Source organism: Nonomuraea sp. NPDC050022, assembly GCF_044460705.1.
Taxonomy (GTDB): domain Bacteria; phylum Actinomycetota; class Actinomycetes; order Streptosporangiales; family Streptosporangiaceae; genus Nonomuraea.
Window position 1 is genome coordinate 745,398 of sequence record NZ_JBITKE010000001.1, and the last position, 19,443, is coordinate 764,840.

Below are 19,443 nucleotides of genomic sequence, written 5' to 3' on the forward strand. Positions count from 1 at the left end.
CATGGATCAACCGCAGTTGGGTCACCGGTGTCGCGGTCGCCAACTCGTGACAAGCCTTGCCCCTTCCTGACCAACGCACTCACCCGGCCTGCCGGTGTGGCACAACGTGTCAGGCGAGTCATGTGTCGCGTTCTGTCGGGGCGACGAACCTGGTCAGGAGGGCTTGGAGGGTTTCGAGTTCGGCGTCGGTGAATGATCCGAACAGATCTTCCGCGGCGCCGGCCGCGAGGCGCTGGGCGGTGTCGAGAGCGTCGATGCCCTTGTCGGTCAGGCTGAGATTGCCCACCCGTTTGTCGGTGGAGGACCGGGCGCGGGAGAGGTATCCGAGGGTTTCGAGGTCTTCGACGGTACGGACCATGCCCGCCTTGTCGCTGCCGGTCTGTCGGATCAGGTCGCGTTGGGTCGAGACGCCGTCGCGGCGCAGGAGCATCATCACGCCGAAGTGGCGGCCAGTCAGGCCGAGTGAGGAGAGGGCGTTGTTCAGCGCCCCGGCGGCTCGTTGGTGCGACTGGCGCAGCAACAGGCCCAGTTGAAGGTCGACTCCGCGCGGCTTCGGCATGGTCCCATCCTATGTTAGATTCACTTGGATCGGATTCAAGTGAATCTATTGGGCGAGACGAGGACGGCGTGTGACGACGACACAATCAACGGGGGATGCCGCCGTGGTGCGCAGGCACGCGCCGCGCTGGCCGTGCTGGGTGTTCCGCATCACGAGCACAGTCGCGGTGATCATGCTGTTCGATCAGGCGGTCTTCGCCGGTCAGTTCCTCTCCGGCAGCTACGACTCACTGCACGTTCATCGCGAGAACGCGACCTTCGCCGGCATCTCGGTCCTCATCTCCGCCATCGCGGCCGTACTTCAGCGGTGGCCCGGACGCGGACCCTGGTGGCCCATCCTGGCCTGCCTCGGCCTCTTCGGCCTGATCGGGCTGCAGATCGTTCTCGGTTTCTCGCGAGCGATCAGCCTGCATATCCCGCTCGGTGTGGCGATCATCCTCCTCGCCACCGCTCTCGCTGTTTGGGCCTGGAGACGCCGATGACCGAGGAGAACCACCGGATCACGTTGAGCCGCCGGGCGTTCATCGGCGCCGGCCTTTTCGCCGGCATCGGCCTGGGAGTGGGGATCCCGTTCTCACTCGGCGCGGCCGGATCCACCTCGACCGGCAATCTGCTCCGCAGCCGATTGCCGCTCCCGCAGCCGTTCACGATGCCCTTCCAGACCCCGCCCGTACTGAAGCCGGTGCGCAGTGACGCCGATACCGACTACTACGAGATCACTCAGACCGCGGCGACGGCCTCGATCCTGCCGGGGGTGAAGACGGTGATCTGGGGCTACAACGGGATCTTTCCCGGCCCCACCATTGTCAGCCGACGTGCCCGCACGATCGTGGTGAGGCACACCAACAACCTTCCCGTTCCCACGGTGGTGCACCTGCATGGCGGGAGTACCCCGCCCGACAGCGACGGATACCCGATCGACTTCGTCTACCCCGTCGACAGGTCCTACATGAACCAGCACATGAACATGGACCACATGAACATGGGCGGCTCGATGGTCGGAGACACCACTGAAGGCCACCGCTCCTACACTTATCCACTCGACCAGCGCGCGGCGATGCTCTGGTACCACGACCACCGGATGGACTTCACCGGCCCGAGCGTCTGGCGCGGACTCGCCGGCCTCCACTTCGTGCGAGACGACGAAGAAGACGCTCTCGGCCTGCCCTCCGGCCCCCGCGAGCTCCCTGTCATGATCACCGATCGCAGCTTCGCCGCGGACGGCTCTCTGTCCTACCCGAGCATCGACGGGAGCCTGATGAGAACGCCCGGCGTCACCGGCTCATTCGTCGCCGGCGTCCTTGGAGACGTCATGCTCGTCAACGGTACCCCCTGGCCGGTTGCGAGAGTCGACGGTGCCACATATCGCCTGCGCATCATCAACGCCTGCAATGCCAGGCGCCTCGACCTGCGTCTCGACCCGCAACCTGATGGCCTCCTGACACAGATCGGCACGGACGGCGGGCTCCTTGCCGCACCCATTCGTCATGAGCATGTCGAGCTCGCCCCTGCGCAACGTCTCGACGCCATCGTCGACTTCTCCAGCTACCGACCCGGAACCGCGGTGACGCTGCTCAACGACTTCGGTGACGGGAACATGTCCCAGATCATGCGCTTCATCGTCGGTGAGAAAGCCGAAGAGCCGTTCACCGTCCCCGACAAGCTCTCCACAGTCGAATCGCTCACCGCGGCCCAGGCCATCACGACCCGCACCTTCCGCTTCAAATCTGGAGACGTCAACCACATGAAGGGCTGGCTCATCGACGGGCGGCCATTCAGCGCCGACGACATCGCCGCCGCGCCGAAGCTCGGCACCGTCGAGGTCTGGCGGCTCATCGCGGACTTCCATCACCCCGTGCACCTCCATCTCAGTCCCTTCCAGGTGCTCTCCCGAGGTATCGGCGGCCCCGGGGCATTCGACGCCGGATGGAAGGACACCATCGACCTGCGGGCTTCGGAAGAGGCGGCAATCGCGATCAGATTCACCGGTTATCCCGGCAAGTACGTCTTCCACTGCCACAATCTGGAACACGAGGACATGGCGATGATGGCCAACTTCATCACCCGATGACCGAGGAAGCCTCCGGTGCGGCCGGACCATCCTCGCCCCAACCCACACTCGTTCGTGCGCCGCGGCGCTCAGGTCATACATCAGATCCGTCTACCGCCAAGCCCACGCCCCCCAGGCAGCCGCCGCCCTCCGGCTGCTCATGGCCGACGCCCAGACCAACCCCACCGCCGCCACGGCGTTGCGCACCTTCACCGATCACCGACGCGACACCTGCCTGGAACTACTGTCCCGAGCTCAGGAACACGACGCCCTTTCGACCGAGCGCGATCCGGGCGTCATGACCGATGTCATCCTCGGCACCGTCTGGTATCGCCTGCTCACCGCGGAACCGATCATCGATGACACCGTGGCCGACGAGATCCTCCACCTCCTCATCCGTCAAACCTGACCGCGGCCCGGTAGATGGTGGCGCGGACCCTAGCGGGAAGCCTTCTTGAGCGCCCGCCCGTCCTCGTCCAGGTAGTCGCGCCACGAGCGCTTGGGCGTCCAGCCGAGCAGGCGCATCGCCTTCGCGCAGGAGATGCCGGAGGCGTCCGGACGGCTGAGCGGCCGCAGCGCGATGGCGTCGCCGTAGTGCTCCCGCAGGGCCGTCGCGAAGTCGTGGCCACCGACGTTGTCGGGCGAGGCGATGTAGAACACCTCGTGTCCCGGCAGGTCGGACTCGGTGGCCAGCACGATGGCGTCGGCCAGGTCGTAGACGTCGATGTAGCTCCACAGCCCGGCGCCGGGCTGTCCGTCGCGGAGCTGCGGGCCCAGATTGCGCTCGTAGTTGCCCTCGTGCTGCACCCAGCTCGGCCGGATGGAGACGCATCGGATGTCTGACCGGCGCACGGCCGCGTCCATGAGCTGCTCGCCGAAGTGCTTGGCGGTGGCGTAGGGGTCCTGCGGCCGGATCGGGTGCTCTTCGTCCACGGGCGCGTAGTCGGGCAGGAAGGGCCGCTCGGGGAAGAAGAAGCCGGGCACGGTCTCGCTGGAGATGTTCACGAAGCGGGTCACGCCGAACCTGATCGCCGCCTCCAGCATGTTGAAGGTGGACATCAGGTTGTTCTGGAAGACCACGTGCGGCGGGTTGGTGCTGGGCTCGGGGATGGCGGCGGCGTGGACGACCGCGTCGGCGCCGCGGACCACCGCGTACGCCGCCCCGGCGTCGGTCAGGTCGGCCTGCTGGTAGCGGGGGGCGCCGGGCTCCGCCCGCTCCCAGGTCGGGCGGGTGAGGTCGACGGCCGTCACCTCGTGACCGGCGTCGAGCAGCGCCTGGGTGGCAGCACGTCCGACCTTTCCGTGGGCACCGGTGACGACGACGTGCATGGGAGCTCCTTAGGCGCCAGGGGTCGAGACGTTCAGGGATGGGACGTCCAGGATAAGGGGAGGGGCGGTCGGCGCTGAAGGCTTGAATCGTTTCGCTTCAGAGCGGAAGTTTGCGGGTATCTGGGCGGATGGCACGCCTGGAGCCGCTGATACGTTTCCGTTTCGTTACCGCAGGAGAGCCTTGACGGCCCCGGAACGTAAAGCCTATGTTAACGCCCTAACGAGGCCATTGAAACGATTTAAGCTTCGAGCCCCAAGGGGTGTTATGAAGACCACGCTTCACAGACTCGGGGTGGCCTTCTCCGCCGCCCTCCCCCTCCTTTCCCTGGCGGCATGCGGCTCGTCCGGCAGCACGACGGCCGCCGACGGCAGCGTCACGATCTCCTTCCTCTACGACAACAACGAAGCCACGGTCAACGGGGCCAAAGCAGTCGTCCAAGCTTTCGAGGCGGCCAACCCGAAGATCAAGATCGAGTCGGAGACCCGCCCAGCGGGCACCGAGGGCGACAACATCATCAAGACCCGGCTGTCCACGGGCGAGATGAGCGACGTCTTCTGGTACAACTCCGGGTCCCTGCTCCAGGCCCTGAACCCCGGTCAGACCCTCATCGACCTCACCGGCGACCCGGTCATGAAGAACGTGGAGGAGTCGTACCTGCCCGTTGTCACCCAGGGCGGGAAGGCGTACGGCGTGCCGACGGGGACCGCCACCGGTGGCGGCATCCTCTACAACCGCAAGGTCTACGAGAAGCTCGGGCTGCAGGTGCCCAAGAGCTGGGCCGAGTTCACGGCCAACAACGACAAGATCAAGGCCGCCGGGCTGACGCCGGTGATCTCCACGTTCAAGGACACCTGGACCTCGCAGCTGTTCGTGCTCGCGGACTTCTTCAACGTGCAGGCCGCCTCGCCGACCTTCGCGCAGGACTACACGGCCAACAAGGCCAAGTACGCCACCACCCCGGCCGCGCTGACCGGCTTCAAGCGTCTGGAAGAGGTGCACGCCAAGGGGTACCTCAACAAGGGGTTCGGCTCGGCCAACCTCGACGCCGGGGTCAAGCTGCTGGCCGAGGGCCAGGGCGTGCACTATCCCCTGCTCACCGGGGTGGTGCCCGGCTTCATCAAGAAGTTCCCGCAGGTGGGCACCGATGTCGGCTACTTCGCCCTCCCCGGTGACGACGCCGCGAAGAACGGCGCCACGGTCTGGGAGCCGAGTGCGGCCTACATCCCCAAGACGAGCAAGCACCTCGACGCCGCCAAGAAGTTCCTGGCCTTCATCGCCTCCCCGGAGGGTGCGGCCGCGCTTGGCAAGGGCACCCCGCCGGCCGGACCGTACCGGATCAAGGGGGCCAAGCTGCCGGACGACGCGGTCCAGGTGGCGAAGGACCTGCAGGTCTACCTCGACAACAAGGCGTCCGCGCCCGCGCTGGAGTTCGTCTCCCCGGTCAAGGGCCCGTCCCTTGAGCAGATCACCGTCGCGGTCGGCTCCGGCCTGACCACGGCGGCCGAAGGGGCGGCCCAGTACGACAAGGACGTGGAGAAGCAGGCCAAGCAACTGGGGCTCGCGGGGTGGTGACCTCGTCGAGGCCGAGCACGGCCACGTCGCCCGAGCCGCCCACCGCGGCGGCCGGGCGGCGTGCCCGCGCGCGCAAGGGGAAGGGTGGGCGCGGCGGCAACCCGTACCCCTACCTGTTCTATGTGCCCGCGGGGCTCGTCTACACGATCGTCTTCCTGGTTCCGACGATCATGGCCTTCTACTTCTCGATGACCAGGTGGACGCTGTTCGACAGCACCTTCGTGGGGCTGGAGAACTTCACCGACTTCTTCGCCGAGCAGAACCTGCGGATCGGCTTCCAGAACACGCTGATCTACGCGGTCACCACCAGCGGGCTGAAGGTCGTGCTGGGGATGGCGCTCGGCGTGCTGCTCACTTCGCGGATCAAGCTGCGCGGTTTCCTGCGTTCGGTGGTGTTCTTCCCGGTGCTGGTGAGCACGGTAGCGGTCGGCATCACGTTCAGCGTGCTGCTCAAGCCCGACACCGGGCTGGTGAACAAGGCGCTGGCCCTGGTGGGCATCTCGGGCCCCGACTGGCTCGGCGACGCCAACACCGCGCTGCTGTCGGTGGCGCTCGTGGACGTCTGGAAGGGCGTCGGCCTGGCCACCGTCATCTACATCGCCGGCATGATGTCGATCCCGCGTGACTACTACCAGGCGGTCGCGGTCGACGGCGGCGGCGCCTGGCACCGGTTCAGGTTCGTGACGCTGCCGCTGAGCTGGCCCGCCACCAACTCGGTGATCATCCTGTCCTTCATCGGCGGGCTGCGGTCCTTCGACCTCATCTGGACGATGACCCGCGGCGGACCCGGCTTCACCAGCGACGTCATCGCCTCGATCATCTACAAGCAGTATCAGGCGGGGTTCTTCGGCCTGTCGACCGCCGGGAACGTGATCCTGTTCATCGTGGTCACCGCGCTGGTCGTGCCGCTCACCCGCTTCCTGAGCGCCAGGGAGGTCGCCGCATGAGGGCGCTGCGCAGATCCGGGCCCGAACTCATCGTGGTCCTCCTGGCCGTCGTCATCTTCGTCGTGCCGTTCTCGTTCATGGTGCTCACGGCGGTCAAGGACGAGGTCCAGTCGGCGGAGCTGGACTTCGGCTGGCCGACGAGCTGGCCCATAGTCCAGAACTTCGTCGAGGTGATCGAGGCGCGCGACTACGTGCTGCTGCGCGCCTTCCTCAACAGCACGATCCTCACGGTCGTGGCGGTCACCCTGCTGGTCGTCTTCTGCTCGATGGCCGGGTTCGTGCTGCAGCGCCGGGCGGGCCGCATGCGGTCGGTGGTCAACTTCCTGGTGCTGTCCGGGCTGATCATCCCGCCGGCGATCGTGCCGACCATCTGGGTGCTCCAGACTCTCGGCCTGTTCAAGACGCTGCCGGGGCTCATCTTCGTCGAAGTCGCCTTCCACATGTCGTACTCGGTCCTGCTTTATCGCGCTTTTGTGGCGGCGGTGCCGCGCGAGCTGGACGAGGCGGCGATGATCGACGGGTGCACCGGGTTCCGGCTGTTCTTCAAGGTGATCTTCCCGCTGCTCCGGCCGGTGACGATCACGGTCATCCTGACGACCTCGGTTGCCGTCTTCAACGACTTCGTCAACCCGCTCTACTTCCTGCCCGGTGACGAGAACGCCACCGTCCAGCTCACCTTGTACAACTTCCAAAGCCAATACAGCACGCAGTGGAACCTGCTGTTCATGGACATCGTGCTCATCACGATCCCGCCACTGCTCGCTTTCATCTTCTTCAACCGCAAGATCGTGGCGGGGATGACCGCCGGCGCGATCAAGGGCTGACGCTCAGAGGAGCCGCATGACCATCGACCTGCGTTTCGAGCACCACCGAGAGCCGCTCGGCATCGGCGAACCCAGGCCACGGCTGTCCTGGACGGTCCGCAATGACCGTCCAGGCTGGCAACAGCACGGCTACGACGTCGAGATCCGCGACTCGGAGGGCAAGGTGGTCTCCACGACCGGGCGCTCCGACTCCGTGCTGGTCCCGTGGCCGGGTGACGACCTGCGCTCGCGGGAACGCCGGGCCGTACGCGTGCGGGTCCGCGGTCAGGACGGCGAGGCGAGTGAGTGGAGCGAGTGGACCTCTGTCGAGGCCGGCCTGCTGGAGGCGGAGGAGTGGCACGCGGAGGCGGCGGCGCCGCCCGCCGAACTGCTCGGCGCGCCGGACGGGCCCGCGACCATGCTCAGGCGCGGCTTCGCCCTGCGCGGACCGGTCGAGCGGGCCCGCCTGTACGTGACCGGCCACGGCCTGTACGAGGTGGAGATCAACGGGCAGGTCGTCGGCGATGACGTGCTCGCGCCGGGCTGGTCGAGCTACGACCACCGTCTGCGCTACCGCACGCATGACGTCACCGCGCTGCTGTCGGAGGGTGACAACGCCATCGGCGCGATGCTCGCCGACGGGTGGTACCGCGGCCGCGTCGGTTTCAAGGACGGCCGGGTCGAGACGTACGGCTCGCGCACCGCGCTCATCGCCCAACTCGAAGTCGTCTACACCGACGGATCGACCGACGTCGTGACCACCGACGGCTCCTGGCGCTGCGCGCGCGGCCCAGTCCTCGCGGCGAGCCTGTACGACGGCGAGAAGTACGACGCCCGCCTGCTGCCCGCCGGCTGGTCCGCACCCGGCTTCGACGACGGCGCCTGGCTGCCCGCCGATGTCGTGGACCACGACCGCGGCCTGCTCGTCGCCCCCACCGGCCCGCCGGTCCGCCGCTTCGAGACACTGCGCCCCGTCGAGGTCATCGAAGGCCCGGCCGGCGAGACGATCCTCGACTTCGGCCAGAACATCTCCGGCCGCCTGCGCATCCGCGTCCAGGGACCGGCGGGCCACACCGTCACCCTCCTGCACGCCGAGGTCCTGGAGAACGGCGCCCTGTCACGCCGCCCGCTGCGCAACGCGGCCGCCCAGGACGAGTACACCCTGGTCGGCGGCGCGGAGGAGGAGTGGGAGCCGCGCTTCACCATGCACGGCTTCCGCTACGCCCAGGTGATCGACTGGCCGGGCGAGCTGGGCCCCGACAGCGTCCAGGCCGTCGTCTGCCACACCGACATGCGCCGTACTGGCTGGTTCACCTGCTCGGACCCGCAGCTCCAGCGTCTGCACGACAACGTGGTGTGGAGCATGCGCGGCAACTTCGTCGACCTGCCGACCGACTGCCCCCAGCGCGACGAGCGCCTCGGCTGGACCGGCGACATCCAGGTCTTCGCCCCCACCGCGGCCTTCCTGTACGACTGCGCGGGCACGCTCGGCTCCTGGCTCGCCGACCTGGCCGCCGAACAGGACGAGTCGGGCATGGTGCCCTACTACATCCCGTGGGTCGGCCTCGAGTTCCCCGCCATGCCGGCGGCGGCGTGGGGCGACGCGGCGGTCATCGTGCCCTGGGTGCTCTACGAGCGCTTCGGGGACCTCGGGGTGCTGGAGACGCAGTACGACAGCATGAAGGGCTGGGTCGACCACATCGCCGGCATCGCCGGGGACGACCACCTGTGGGATGAGGGCTTCCAGTTCGGCGACTGGCTCGACCCCGCCGCGCCGCCGGACCGGCCCGGCAAGGCCAGGACCGACCCGTACCTCATCGCCACCGCCTACCACGCCTGGACCGCGCAGCTCGTGGCCGACACCGCCGAGCTGCTGGGCCGGGGCGAGGACGCGAAGAAGTACGGCGAGCTGGCGGCCAAGGTCCGGGCGGCCTTCCGCCGCGAATACCTCTCGCCGTCGGGCCGCCTGGTCAGCGACACCCAGACCGCCTACGCGCTGTCCCTGCACCTCGGCCTGGCGGAGACGCCGGAGCAGCGGGCGCGGGCCGGCAAGCGGCTGGCCGAGCTGGTGGACCAGGACGACTACCGCATCGGCACCGGCTTCGTCGGCACGCCGCTGGTCTGTGCCGCCCTGGCCGCGGCGGGGGAGCACGACACGGCCTACCGGCTGCTGACGCAGCGCGAATGCCCCTCGTGGCTGTACCCGGTGACCATGGGCGCGACCACGATCTGGGAGCGCTGGGACAGCATGCTGCCCGACGGCTCGGTCAACCCCGGCGAGATGACCTCGTTCAACCACTACGCGCTGGGCGCGGTCGCCGACTTCCTGCACGGCACACTCGCCGGCCTGGCCCCCGCCGCGCCCGGCTACCGCCGCATCCGCGTCGCGCCGCGACCCGGCGCCGGCCTCACCCACGCCTCCGCCGAGCACGAGACGCCGTACGGCCCGGCGGCGGTGGCCTGGTCCCGGACGGGCGGCAACCTCACGGTCACCGTCTCCGTGCCGTCGGGGACGACGGCCGAGGTCGACCTGCCGTCCGGGGAGCTGGTGGAGGTCGGGTCGGGGATGCACACCTTCACCACGCCGTACCGCGATCCGGCGGACGACCCGGTGGCCTGAGCGGTCTCGTGCCTCTGGGGCGGCGGGTTCGTCGCGCCGCCCCGGGGGTTCGGCCGGGCCACGATAAGGTGCATCGGGTGATCTAACGGGTACGACCGTTCTGGCCGCGAGCGGACACTCGCGCGAGGAGGTCATGTGGTATCCGGGTGGATCCTGCGCGGGTTCGCGGCCGTGGTGGTGCTGGCGGCCACCGTCGCTCCTGGGACGCGGGCCGAGGCCACAACACCTGTCGACGTGGACTGTCCGGCTCGGGATACGCGCGTCGACGCGCCGTACGCGATCACTGGTTACTGGCTGGTGCCCCGCTCGGACCCGTGCGTCACGCGGCGAACCGTGGAGGCGATCCACGGGGTCGGCGGCGACACGCTCATCACGTTCGGCCCGCGTCTGGTGCCCAGCCGGGTCGACCGGACGGGGCGGCTGCTGAAGGAGGGCGGTCCCGACCCCGACTTCACCGGCTGCGTCGAGAACGGGAAGACGTGCTACCGGGCCGCTCGGGAGGCGGTTCCGCGCATCCGCCGGGTCTACGGCTACGCGGCGAACGAGCTGTTCGGCGACGGTCTGCTGCGGTGTCCGGGCCTGGACCGGCGGATCGAGAGCGGCGAGCGGGTCTACTACCGGCTGCTGCTGGGCAGATCCTGCTCACGCGGCCCGTACGACCTCGTGCTGATCGCCACCGACGGCGACGGGCTGGGCAACCTGATGACGGAGGCGGCCGCGTACGGGATGAAGGTGTTCCCCGGGCTGCCCGCCGCGCCGCAGGACGTCAAGCGGCCGTGGCTGCCCGACCTCACGCACCTCGGCGCCGTGACCGCGTTCACCGAGCGGGTGGTGACGGACTATCGGGGCAGGTACGGGGCGTCGGCGGCGTTCGCCGGGGTGTACCAGTCGTTCGAGCTGGCGGTGAAGTCGCGGCCCAGCGTCGATCCGACCATCGACCTGTACCAGGCCCAGCACGCCGTGGTGGCCGCCACGCTGCCGGGTAAGAAGATCCTGGTCAGTCCCTACTTCGACGCGCGCAGGGACAAGGGCTTCCCGCCCGAGCGGGTGGGGCCAGGGCTGCTCGCCATCGCCGCCACCGCGCACGGCGCGCCCATGATCGTCGCCGTGCAGGACGGGCGCGGGACGGGCAAGGTGCCCGTGTACGGCCGTGACGAGGTGGACGCCAAGGTCGATCGTCGGCTGGTGCCGATGGTGGGCGACGTCACCAACCGGCAGGCGTACTACGGCTCGACCTACGACTACCTCCAGGCGGCGGCGCGGTCCCGGCCGCCGGGGGTGGAGCTGTGGATGAACGCGGAGGCCTTCGAGCCCGCCCCGGTGACCGGCGAGTGCGGCCGGGCCGACCCGCTGCCGCTACGCGGCCGGACGACGAAGAAACGGCTCGACGCCCAGGTCATGGCGGCCGGCGCGGCCGTGACCAAGGTGATCTCCTACGGCTGGGACCCGTTCCTGACCTGCCGCCTCAACTGGATGACCCCGTCGTTGAGCGACGACCTCCACGCCTCGTGGAACGCGCCGCTCATCCTCGGCGCGACCAGGAACGCGGCCGGGATCGCGATCACCGGCCGCAACCTCGCGGGCGGGACGATCAAGGTCCAGTATGCCCGCGCCGGGGCGGGGATGAAGACGGTGACCGTCGCCCAGGGACCGGACGAGGCGGGTGCCGCCTGGGTCCCCTTCGCCACCCCCACGGACGTCGACCCCCGCCGCCCGTTCCTCTACATCACCGCCGTGAACGGCACCGGCCGGTCCAGCACCAACGCGTACGTCATCCCCTCGTAGCGGACGCGCCCCAGTCTCCTGTGGCAGACAGCCATCGCTGATGGGCCCTATTGCTGCCAGTTCTCGCATACGAGCCCGTCTGAGGTTCGCATGAAGGCATGGGGCATCTGAGCTGCCGCAGGCGAGGTCTGTGTGTTGGTGATGCCGATGCCCGCGTCGATGATGTGGCCAGTCGGATTCCCGTGATCTTCCCAGACCGGCTTGGTGCCGTCCCACCGACAGGCCCAGACGGAGTTGTTGCCGTCGGTCACGAAGACCAGTGCGTACTGGGAGCCGTTGTTCACGTCCAGGACGCTTATCGCCCCCAAACCGATATTGGCGTAGTGGTCACTCGGTGGTGCGCCCATCGCGAGCCAGGTGCCGTCCTGGCAGGCCCAGAGGTCGCCGGTTGGTCCGCTCAGGACGAAGCAGCAGGGCCGCGAGGGCTGACCCGGGCCGCTCTTGATGATCGCCGCACCGGCCGAGCCACTGATCACCGCAGGGTAGGGAGGACTACCAAGGGCGGTCCATCGTGTGGACACCGTGTCCGTGACACCGAGCCACAGTTGTCCGTCGCCGCCCCACACATGAACTTGCAGGCTCTGCTCGCCGGTTCTCTCGTCCGGGACGGCGAGAACTCCCATGGAGGAGCCGATCGCGACGCCGGGCGAGCCCATGTTGTGCCAGAGCCAGGATGTCACGTTCCACCAGTTCACCCACGCATTGCCGTCGCTGCCGGTTACGACGGCGAAGGGGGCGAGCTCTAGCGTCGGCTTCAGCGCGACCGTCACCGCGCCGAGGCCATTGAGAACGTCGACGCTCGCCGGCTGCCCCTGATCGGACCAGATCCAATCTACGCCGTTCCACCAGCGCACCCAGAGATGTCTGTCTCGCACGACGAACGCGTAGGGTCGATTCCCATTCGGGTGGTCGTCGAGGGCGATGACACCAACGGGTCGGTCGACCTTTCCCCCTTGGTCGACCCATTCCCAGCTGCCGGTGGGGGTTTCCCAGAGAATGTACAGATGACTGTCATCCCCTCGCACGAATACGAAAGGACGGGAGGCCGTCGAGACTTTTCTATCCTGGACCGCCACCGCACCGATCCCGTAGGTCACCTCAGGGCCGGGCTTGCCGAGGAGAGCCCAGTGCCATGACGTCGGGATGGGGGCGCCGGCCCAGGGCAGCGAGGCCACAGCCATGGCTCCGAGGCTGCTCCCCAGAAAGGTTCTGCGAGAGAGCTCTGGGACGACGACGTCCGCTGGGAATCGTCTGCCGCCGTCGGATAACGCAGGCTGGTCGTCGGGTCGTTGCTTGTTTACTGACACCACTTCTTCCTCTCGCGATCTGAGCGCAAATGTCCCGGCAATTTGAACGCCTGTCGCTTGATACACGATTAGTAGCGAATTGCAGCACCAAGACCATTTAGTTTCGCGGTTTCGCGGGCGCCCGGGGTCACCCCGTTCGGGAGAAGCGCCCCGGGCGGAAGTCCTCCAAGAGCGGATGCCTGGTGCCCGTGAGCACCTCGTACGCGGTGAGCTCCCCAGCGATGAGCCCCAGCGTCGCACCCGAGTGGGTGAACGCCACATGGCAGCCGGGCACCGACTCCAGCTCGCCGAAGACCGGCTCACCGTCCGCCGGTATGGGTTTGCGGCCGAGCCGCCACGACGCCGCCCGGAGGGTGACATCACCCTGGAGCAGGGCGGACGCCTCGGCGACGAGCTCCTTGACGTACTTCTCGTCGATCGAGCAGGAGCCGTCCTCGTGCTCGGTGATGTGCTCCTCGTACCAGCTGTGGTCGATCGCGAAGGTCGATCCGGGGTTGGGGCGCATCGCCGCGCGCGGCGTGTTCAGCACGGTCACGACCTCGGTCTCGACCGGCTCGGTGATGACGAGCATGGACAGCGGGGACGCGTCCGGCAGGTCCACGCCGAGTTCCGCGAGCACCGCCGGGGTCTGCGCGCCGCAGGCGGTCACGACGGCGTCGCCACGCCACGACGTGCCGTCGGCGCCGCGCACTCCCCGTGCCCGGCCGTCCTCCACGATCACCGAGCAGTGTCCCGCGCCGGTGACGAGCCGGCCTCCGCGGCGGACCAGCTCGTCCGCGAGCTCGCGGATCAGGTGGGGGAGGGAGACCCAGCCGTCGCCAGGATTGTGGATCGCGAGCCGCTCACCCATGCCCACCCGGACCCCGCTGACCCGCTGGCCCACGTCCCCGCCCGCCGGGACTCCGCCGTCGGCGTCCGCGCGGCTGATGGGAGGCGACTCGGAGCCGCGCCCGTCGACGAGGTGCGACTCATACCCGTTCGCGACCTCGTGCGCGTGCCGTGCGCGAGTCGCCTCGGCCCCGTCGGGGGTGGTCCACCACAGGGCGCCGTCGAAGCGCAGCCAATCCCGGCCAGGGTCGGCGGCGAACAGGGTGCGGTAGCGGTCGATGCCGAGGAGGCGCAGGAGATGGTAGGAGCTGGACCGCATGCCCGCCGAGTTGAGCCAGGACAACGAACGTCCCGACGCGCCGCTGGCGAGCTCCGATTCGGTGACCAGGACGACCTCGGCGCCGCCGCGTACGAGGTGCACGGCGGTGGACACGCCGAGAATGCCGCCCCCGAGGACGACGACGCGCCGGGCCGCGGTGTGGTCTGACATGTGGCTCCTGACGTCATAGAGCGGGTATGGGCACGTTAGCTTCCGGCGGCCGCCAGCCACGATCCCGGCACGGGCCTGCCGGCCGAGCGAAGGTAACCGAATCCTCTTGCGGATCTGTCACTTCCGCGGCCATGCTCGAATTTCTGAGCACGAGTCGATCTCGGGGGCGCGGTGTACACCAACGATCCCGGCGTCTCCCTTCGGAGCGGCCCATGACAGTGACGGCGACGCCTTCGATCAGGCGCGAGAAGTCGGTCTCCGGGCGGGTGCGTACGCTGGCCGGGCTGTCCCTCCTGACGCTGGCGCTCCTGCTGGCCGCGATCCTGGCCGGCGCGGCGAGCACGGGCTCCGGCTTACGCACCATCGGACATGACGCCGGGCCGCAGGTCCTCGCCACCACGGGCCTGTATCGGCAGATGTCGGAGATGGACGCGCTGGTGGCCGAGACCCTGCTGCTGGGCAGCGAGTACGGCCCCCAGCAGCAGGCCGATCTGACCAACTATGACCAGCGTCGGCTGGAGATCTCCGAGAGCCTGCTCAAGGCGTACCGGCTGGCCCTGGACAATCCCGCCGAGCAACGCACGGTCGAGTCGCTGATCGAGGGCCTGGGCCGCTACGAACGGCTGGCGACCCAGGCCCGGCTGCTGGACGTGCAGTCCAAGCACACCGCGGGACAGCCGCCTGACAATGTGGTCCAGGCCTATCAGAAGGCCACCGACCTCATGCATCGCGAACTGCTTCCCCAGGCCTACAACCTGACCCTGGAAACCGGGACGATCGTCCGGCGCGCGCATGTGGCCGAGCGCTCGGCCACCTCGTTGGCCCGCTTCGCCGTCATCGTCACCGGGCTGCTCGCGCTGGCCTGCCTGGTGGGTCTGCAGATGTACCTGACCCGCAGGTTCCGCCGGGTCTTCGCGCCGGCCCTGGTGGTCGCCACCGTGCTCACCGTGGCCGGTCTGGTGACGGGCACGGTCCTGCTCAACCGGCAGGGCCAGGCGCTGGACGAGGCCAAGCGCGGCGGTTTCGACGCGGTGCTCACCTTGACCAGGGCGCGGGCTATCAGCAACAGCATGCACGGAGACCAGAATCGCTACCTGCTCGACCGCTTCCGCAAGGACACCTACGAACACAGCTTCCTGGACAAGTCACAGACGATCGCGGCTGTCGACTCCACCAGCCTGCCCGACTACCAGAGCAAGTTGCGGGCCGACTTCCAGGGCTTGCTCGGCAGCTTGACGGGCCAGGACCGGGAACGCCTCTTCGCCGTGTACCAGAAGTTCCAGCAGGCGGACGCGCGGATGCGGACCATGACGGCCGAAGCGGCGATCAAGTACTGGGACGGCGAGCTCACCCAGACCTACGAAAGCTACGACAAGATGCTGGAGGAGCTGGTCCGGCGGCACGAGTCCGACTTCGAGCGCGCCATCGACAGCGGCGATGGAGCCCTGGAGACGCTGTGGCGGCTGATCCCCGCCGGGCTGGCCGCCGGCGCCCTGCTCATCCTGGTCGGGATCTGGCCACGGCTCAGGGAGTACCGGTGAGAAAGCTGCTGATCTGCCTGACGCTGCTGCTCACCGCCTGCGGCGCTGCGCGGCCGGAATCCATCGTGGACAAGGACAAGTTGATCGTCGCCATCCGCTCCGACGTCCCGCTGATCAGTTTCAAGGGGCAGGGCGGCGTGTACTACGGCTTTAACATCGACGTGGCGAAATATCTCATCTCCCGGCTGCACAAGCAGATCCGCTGGCTGGAGATCACCGCCGGAGACCAGCTCACCGTGCTCACACAAGGGCGGGCTGACCTGGTCTTCGCCCACATGTCGGTCACCCCGGAGCGGAAGAAGGTGATCGACTTCGCCGGGCCATACCACGTCGACTTCCAGGACATCGCGGTGCGGCCGGCCGACAAGGACGTCATCCGCGACGTCCGCGACCTGGCGGGCCGCAAGATCTGCTGGGTGCGTGGCACGAACATCGCCCAGCGGATCATCGACGAGCGCCGGGTCAAGGCGATCGCCGTCCCCGCGCCCGACTACAACGTATGCCTGCAGATGATCAAGGACGGCAGGATCGACGCCATCTCCACCAACAGCCAGATCCTGGCGGGGCTGCTCACCAAGCCGGGCGTCGATCTGCACCTGGTCGGTGCGACCTTCAACGAGCAACGGACGGCGATCGGCATTCGTAAGGGTGATGTGGACGGCTGCGAGGAGCTCAACCGGGCCATCACCGAGATGTACCAGGACGGCACGGCGAACATGCTGCTGGACAAATGGTTCGGCAAGTCGGGCATCGACCTGTCGGTGGTCTCGGTCCCGCAGTTCGAGGGCTGCTCCTAGGAGTGTCCTGAAGCGGGCGGGTCGGGTTGGCGGGTTTCCGGCATCAGCCCGCGGTTCACGGCACTAGAGAGTCTCCAGGATCGTCGCGACCTCGCCCACGCGCGGGTCGTCCATGGCCTTCAGCTCGGCCAGCGCCGACAGCAGGACGCCTCTGGCCGGTTCGCGGCGCCCGGCGTCGGCCAGGGCCCGGCCCAGGTCGATCAGGCACATGGCCAGCCAGCGGCGGTTGCCCTTGCCCTCGTACAGGGCCACCGCCTCGCGGAAGCAGCGCAGCGCCCTGCGCCAGTCCCGTAGGGCCACGTACGCGCGCCCGAGGTTGCGCCAGATGTCGCCGCGCACATCGGTGTTGCCGTTGGAGGCGGTGGCCGTGAGGGCCCGGCGGTAGTACTCGACCGCGAGCTCATGGTCGCCCGCCAGATGGCTGACGATGCCCAGATTGTCGAGAAGGTGGGCGATCCCGTACTGGCCGCCGAGGCTTTCGTACAGCGTCAGTGCGCGTTCCAGGCAGCGCCTGCCCTCTGCGGTGTCGCCGAGCTCGCCGTGGACCAGGCCGAGGTTGCCCAGCAGCATCGCCTCGCCCCTGGCATGTCCGGCCTGCCGGAAGCGGGACAGCGACTGCTTGAAGCGGGACAGGGCGATTTCATGCTCACCCATGTCGAAGTGGACGCAGCCGAGGGAGTTGAGCGTGAAGCCCTGCCCGGCGGGCTCCGCGGCGATCTCGGCCGCCCGCAGCGCCGACCGGGTGAACTCCAGGCCGTCGTGCCAGGGGATGTACCGGTCGAAGAAGGTGGTCATGCCGATCGAGATACGCCACGCGTGCCCGGCCCGGCCGTTGGCCGCCGCCCAGGCGATGACCGAGCGCAGGCAGTGGTACTCCCGCTCCAGCCAGTTGCGCGCCTGCCGGTGATCGTCGAACGTCAGTGGCGAGATCTGGCTGGTGTGGGGCTCGACGAAGTCCCGTACGCGGTGCGGCAGCATCTGCCTGTCGGCCTCCACGACGGTGTAGAGGTACCAGTCCAGCAGCCGGTCCACCGCGGCGTCGCGCTCACCGGCCGTCTCCTCCTCCACGGCCCGGCCGGTGGCGTACAGGTGCACCAGGTCGTGCAGCTCGAAGCGGTCCGGCTGGACCTGCTTGACGAGGTGGGCCGCGACGAGATGGTCGAGCAGCGCGCCGGCCTCCTGCGGCGCCACGCCGGCCAGCGCGGCCGCCGCCTCCAGCGAGAGATCTCCGGCCGGGTGCAGGCCGAGCAGGCGGAACATCCTGGCCACCGGTGCCGTCAGCGCCCGGTACGACCACAGCAGCGCGGTGTTGAGGTCGGCCATGGGGTCGTCCTCGCCGATCCCGAACTGCTCCAGCCTGGCCTTCTCGTCCTCCAGCGCGCTGACGATCCTGGCCAGGCCGCCGCCGCGGTGGGCCCGCTCGGCGATGACCGACAGCGCCAGCGGCAGGCCGTCGCACAGCTTCACCAGGCGTACGGCCGCGTCGCGCTCGTCGGCGACCTGCCGTGCGCCGATCACCTTCTCCAACAGTTCGAGGGATTCGGGCGGGGTGAGCGGGTCGAGGCTGAGCCGGCGGGCGCCGTCCCTGGCGGCCAGCCCGCGCAGCTGGTTGCGGCTGGTCACCAGCACCAGCGAGTTGGCCCCCGGGAGCAGAGGACGTACCTGCGCGCTGTCACGGGCGTTGTCCAGGAGCAGCAGCATGCGCCGGCCCGCCAGCGTGCTGCGCAGCATCGCCGCGCGCGCGTCCAGGTCGGCCGACAGGCTCGTGGCGGACACGCCCATCGCGCGCAGCAGCGTCTCGATCGCCACCTTCGGGTCCATGGGCCCGCCGGGGCCGAACCCGCGCAGGTTCAGGTACAGCTGCCCGCCGGGGAAGCGGTCGATCACCTGATGCGCCCAGTGGACCGCCAGCGCGGACTTGCCCGCGCCGCCCGGGCCGCCGATCACCACGATCTCGCTGCGCCCCGGCAGGTCGGCCACCAGCCGGTCCAGCCGGGCCAGCTCGGCCAGGCGCCCGGTGAAGTGCGCGATGCCGGACGGCAGCTGCTGCGGCGTCATCGGCGCGTCGGCCACCTCGTACTCGTCGGCGACCAGGATCGAACGGTGGGCCCGGCGCAGCGGCTCCCCGGGGCCGACGCCCAGGTCCTCGAGGAGCCGGTGGGTGACGCTCTGGTAGGTCTCCATGGCCTCCGCCTGCCGCCCCGAGCGGTGCAGCGCGAGGATCAGGTTGGCCCACAGGCGCTCCCTGTAGGGATGCCTGGCGATGGCCGAGCGCAGCACGGCGATCCCCTGCTCCGGCCTGCCCCATTCGAGGTGCAGCTCCGACCATCGTTCCAGGGTGCGCACCTGCTCCTCGACGACCAGGGAGACCTCCTCGCGATGGAGCGTCTCCGAGGGGACGTTGGCCAGCAGCGGCTCGCCGCACAGCGCCATCGCTTCGGTCAGCGCGGCCAGTTCCTCGGCCGGCCCGCTCCTCTGGGAGCGTCTGATGATCTCCCGGTACCGCAGCAGGTCGAGGCTGTCGGCGGTGACGCTGATGGTGTAACCGCCGTCGAAGGTCTGGATGAGGCCCGGATCGCCCAGGGCACGACGCAGGCGGGTCAGATGCGTCTGCAGGGCCGCGCGCGCGTTCGACGACTCGTCGCCGTCCCACATCCGGGCGATCAGCCGGTCGGCGGAGACGCGCTCGTTGGCGTGCAGCAGCAACGTCGCGAGCGCGATGCGCTGCTTGGGCCCGGACAACGAGATCTCCGCCGCGGCGCTCCTCACCCGCAGCGGGCCCAGGACGCTGAAGTGGATCAAGTGCTCCGCCTTA

The 19,443-nt window shown here is 68.8% G+C and carries 15 protein-coding genes; 10 read left to right on the forward strand and 5 right to left on the reverse strand.

What is annotated here, in order from left to right; genetic code table 11:
- Positions 1–118: 118 nt before the first annotated feature.
- The gene (locus ACIBO2_RS03345) at positions 119–559 is read right to left on the reverse strand and encodes a MarR family transcriptional regulator (RefSeq protein WP_358536359.1); all 441 of its coding nucleotides are present in this window, start codon (positions 557–559) and stop codon (positions 119–121) included.
- A 70-nt stretch (positions 560–629) separates the two neighbouring features.
- Between ACIBO2_RS03345 and ACIBO2_RS03350 the strand changes: the two genes are divergently transcribed.
- The 3 genes from ACIBO2_RS03350 to ACIBO2_RS03360 are packed head-to-tail and all read left to right on the forward strand — an operon-like array spanning position 630 to position 3,017.
- On the forward strand, positions 630–1,040 hold the full coding sequence (locus ACIBO2_RS03350) for a hypothetical protein (RefSeq protein WP_358536362.1): 411 nt from the start codon (positions 630–632) through the stop codon (positions 1,038–1,040).
- Positions 1,037–2,629 (forward strand): multicopper oxidase family protein, encoded by a 1,593-nt coding sequence (locus tag ACIBO2_RS03355; RefSeq protein ID WP_397295119.1) that lies wholly within the window; start codon positions 1,037–1,039, stop codon positions 2,627–2,629. Before ACIBO2_RS03350 ends, ACIBO2_RS03355 begins: the two co-directional genes overlap by 4 nt.
- 28 nt (positions 2,630–2,657) lie before the next feature.
- Positions 2,658–3,017, forward strand: a complete 360-nt coding sequence (locus ACIBO2_RS03360) for a TetR-like C-terminal domain-containing protein (RefSeq protein WP_397295710.1) — start codon at positions 2,658–2,660, stop codon at positions 3,015–3,017.
- Between the two features lie 29 nt (positions 3,018–3,046).
- Here the strand turns inward: ACIBO2_RS03360 and ACIBO2_RS03365 are convergent, their stop codons facing one another.
- A complete protein-coding gene (locus ACIBO2_RS03365) occupies positions 3,047–3,937 on the reverse strand; it encodes an NAD(P)-dependent oxidoreductase (protein WP_358536369.1) in 891 nt (296 codons plus the stop codon).
- A gap of 265 nt (positions 3,938–4,202) precedes the next feature.
- Here ACIBO2_RS03365 and ACIBO2_RS03370 point away from each other — a divergent pair, with 265 nt between their 5' ends.
- The 5 genes from ACIBO2_RS03370 to ACIBO2_RS03390 all read left to right on the forward strand — a co-directional run bounded on the left by ACIBO2_RS03370 (position 4,203) and on the right by ACIBO2_RS03390 (position 11,665).
- On the forward strand, positions 4,203–5,510 hold the full coding sequence (locus tag ACIBO2_RS03370; RefSeq protein WP_358536372.1) for an extracellular solute-binding protein: 1,308 nt from the start codon (positions 4,203–4,205) through the stop codon (positions 5,508–5,510).
- Positions 5,507–6,457: a sugar ABC transporter permease gene (locus ACIBO2_RS03375; protein ID WP_358536375.1), complete on the forward strand. Its 951-nt coding sequence runs from the start codon at positions 5,507–5,509 to the stop codon at positions 6,455–6,457. The genes ACIBO2_RS03370 and ACIBO2_RS03375 overlap by 4 nt, the downstream gene beginning before the upstream one ends.
- Entirely contained in the window at positions 6,454–7,281 is an 828-nt protein-coding gene (locus ACIBO2_RS03380) for a carbohydrate ABC transporter permease (RefSeq protein WP_357941970.1), read from the forward strand. Before ACIBO2_RS03375 ends, ACIBO2_RS03380 begins: the two co-directional genes overlap by 4 nt.
- Positions 7,282–7,297: 16 nt before the next feature.
- Complete coding sequence (locus tag ACIBO2_RS03385; RefSeq protein WP_397295123.1) at positions 7,298–9,880, forward strand: family 78 glycoside hydrolase catalytic domain; 2,583 nt, start codon at positions 7,298–7,300, stop codon at positions 9,878–9,880.
- A 135-nt stretch (positions 9,881–10,015) separates the two neighbouring features.
- Positions 10,016–11,665, forward strand: a complete 1,650-nt coding sequence (locus tag ACIBO2_RS03390) for a DUF4434 domain-containing protein (RefSeq protein WP_358536381.1) — start codon at positions 10,016–10,018, stop codon at positions 11,663–11,665.
- Between the two features lie 47 nt (positions 11,666–11,712).
- On the opposite strand, the gene ACIBO2_RS03395 is transcribed toward ACIBO2_RS03390, so the two are convergent.
- Positions 11,713–12,846, reverse strand: a complete 1,134-nt coding sequence (locus ACIBO2_RS03395) for a hypothetical protein (RefSeq protein ID WP_358536384.1) — start codon at positions 12,844–12,846, stop codon at positions 11,713–11,715.
- 253 nt (positions 12,847–13,099) lie between these two features.
- Complete coding sequence (locus ACIBO2_RS03400) at positions 13,100–14,290, reverse strand: FAD-binding oxidoreductase (protein ID WP_358536387.1); 1,191 nt, start codon at positions 14,288–14,290, stop codon at positions 13,100–13,102.
- Positions 14,291–14,502: 212 nt separating this feature from the next.
- Here ACIBO2_RS03400 and ACIBO2_RS03405 point away from each other — a divergent pair, with 212 nt between their 5' ends.
- Together ACIBO2_RS03405 and ACIBO2_RS03410 are read left to right on the forward strand one after the other, a co-directional pair.
- The gene (locus ACIBO2_RS03405) at positions 14,503–15,831 is read left to right on the forward strand and encodes a hypothetical protein (RefSeq protein ID WP_358536390.1); all 1,329 of its coding nucleotides are present in this window, start codon (positions 14,503–14,505) and stop codon (positions 15,829–15,831) included.
- Positions 15,828–16,628, forward strand: a complete 801-nt coding sequence (locus ACIBO2_RS03410) for a transporter substrate-binding domain-containing protein (RefSeq protein ID WP_358536393.1) — start codon at positions 15,828–15,830, stop codon at positions 16,626–16,628. The genes ACIBO2_RS03405 and ACIBO2_RS03410 overlap by 4 nt, the downstream gene beginning before the upstream one ends.
- Positions 16,629–16,691: 63 nt before the next feature.
- On the opposite strand, the gene ACIBO2_RS03415 is transcribed toward ACIBO2_RS03410, so the two are convergent.
- On the reverse strand, positions 16,692–19,430 hold the full coding sequence (locus ACIBO2_RS03415) for a BTAD domain-containing putative transcriptional regulator (RefSeq protein WP_358536396.1): 2,739 nt from the start codon (positions 19,428–19,430) through the stop codon (positions 16,692–16,694).
- Positions 19,431–19,443 lie beyond the last annotated feature (13 nt).

Coding starts and splice junctions, on each gene's coding strand:
- ACIBO2_RS03405 (WP_358536390.1), top strand. CDS start 14,503: ATGACAGTGACGGCGACGCCTTCGATCAGGCGCGAGAAGTCGGTCTCC.
- ACIBO2_RS03395 (WP_358536384.1), bottom strand. CDS start 12,846: ATGGCTGTGGCCTCGCTGCCCTGGGCCGGCGCCCCCATCCCGACGTCA.
- ACIBO2_RS03380 (WP_357941970.1), top strand. CDS start 6,454: ATGAGGGCGCTGCGCAGATCCGGGCCCGAACTCATCGTGGTCCTCCTG.
- ACIBO2_RS03385 (WP_397295123.1), top strand. CDS start 7,298: ATGACCATCGACCTGCGTTTCGAGCACCACCGAGAGCCGCTCGGCATC.
- ACIBO2_RS03355 (WP_397295119.1), top strand. CDS start 1,037: ATGACCGAGGAGAACCACCGGATCACGTTGAGCCGCCGGGCGTTCATC.
- ACIBO2_RS03365 (WP_358536369.1), bottom strand. CDS start 3,937: ATGCACGTCGTCGTCACCGGTGCCCACGGAAAGGTCGGACGTGCTGCC.
- ACIBO2_RS03400 (WP_358536387.1), bottom strand. CDS start 14,290: ATGTCAGACCACACCGCGGCCCGGCGCGTCGTCGTCCTCGGGGGCGGC.
- ACIBO2_RS03370 (WP_358536372.1), top strand. CDS start 4,203: ATGAAGACCACGCTTCACAGACTCGGGGTGGCCTTCTCCGCCGCCCTC.
- ACIBO2_RS03345 (WP_358536359.1), bottom strand. CDS start 559: ATGCCGAAGCCGCGCGGAGTCGACCTTCAACTGGGCCTGTTGCTGCGC.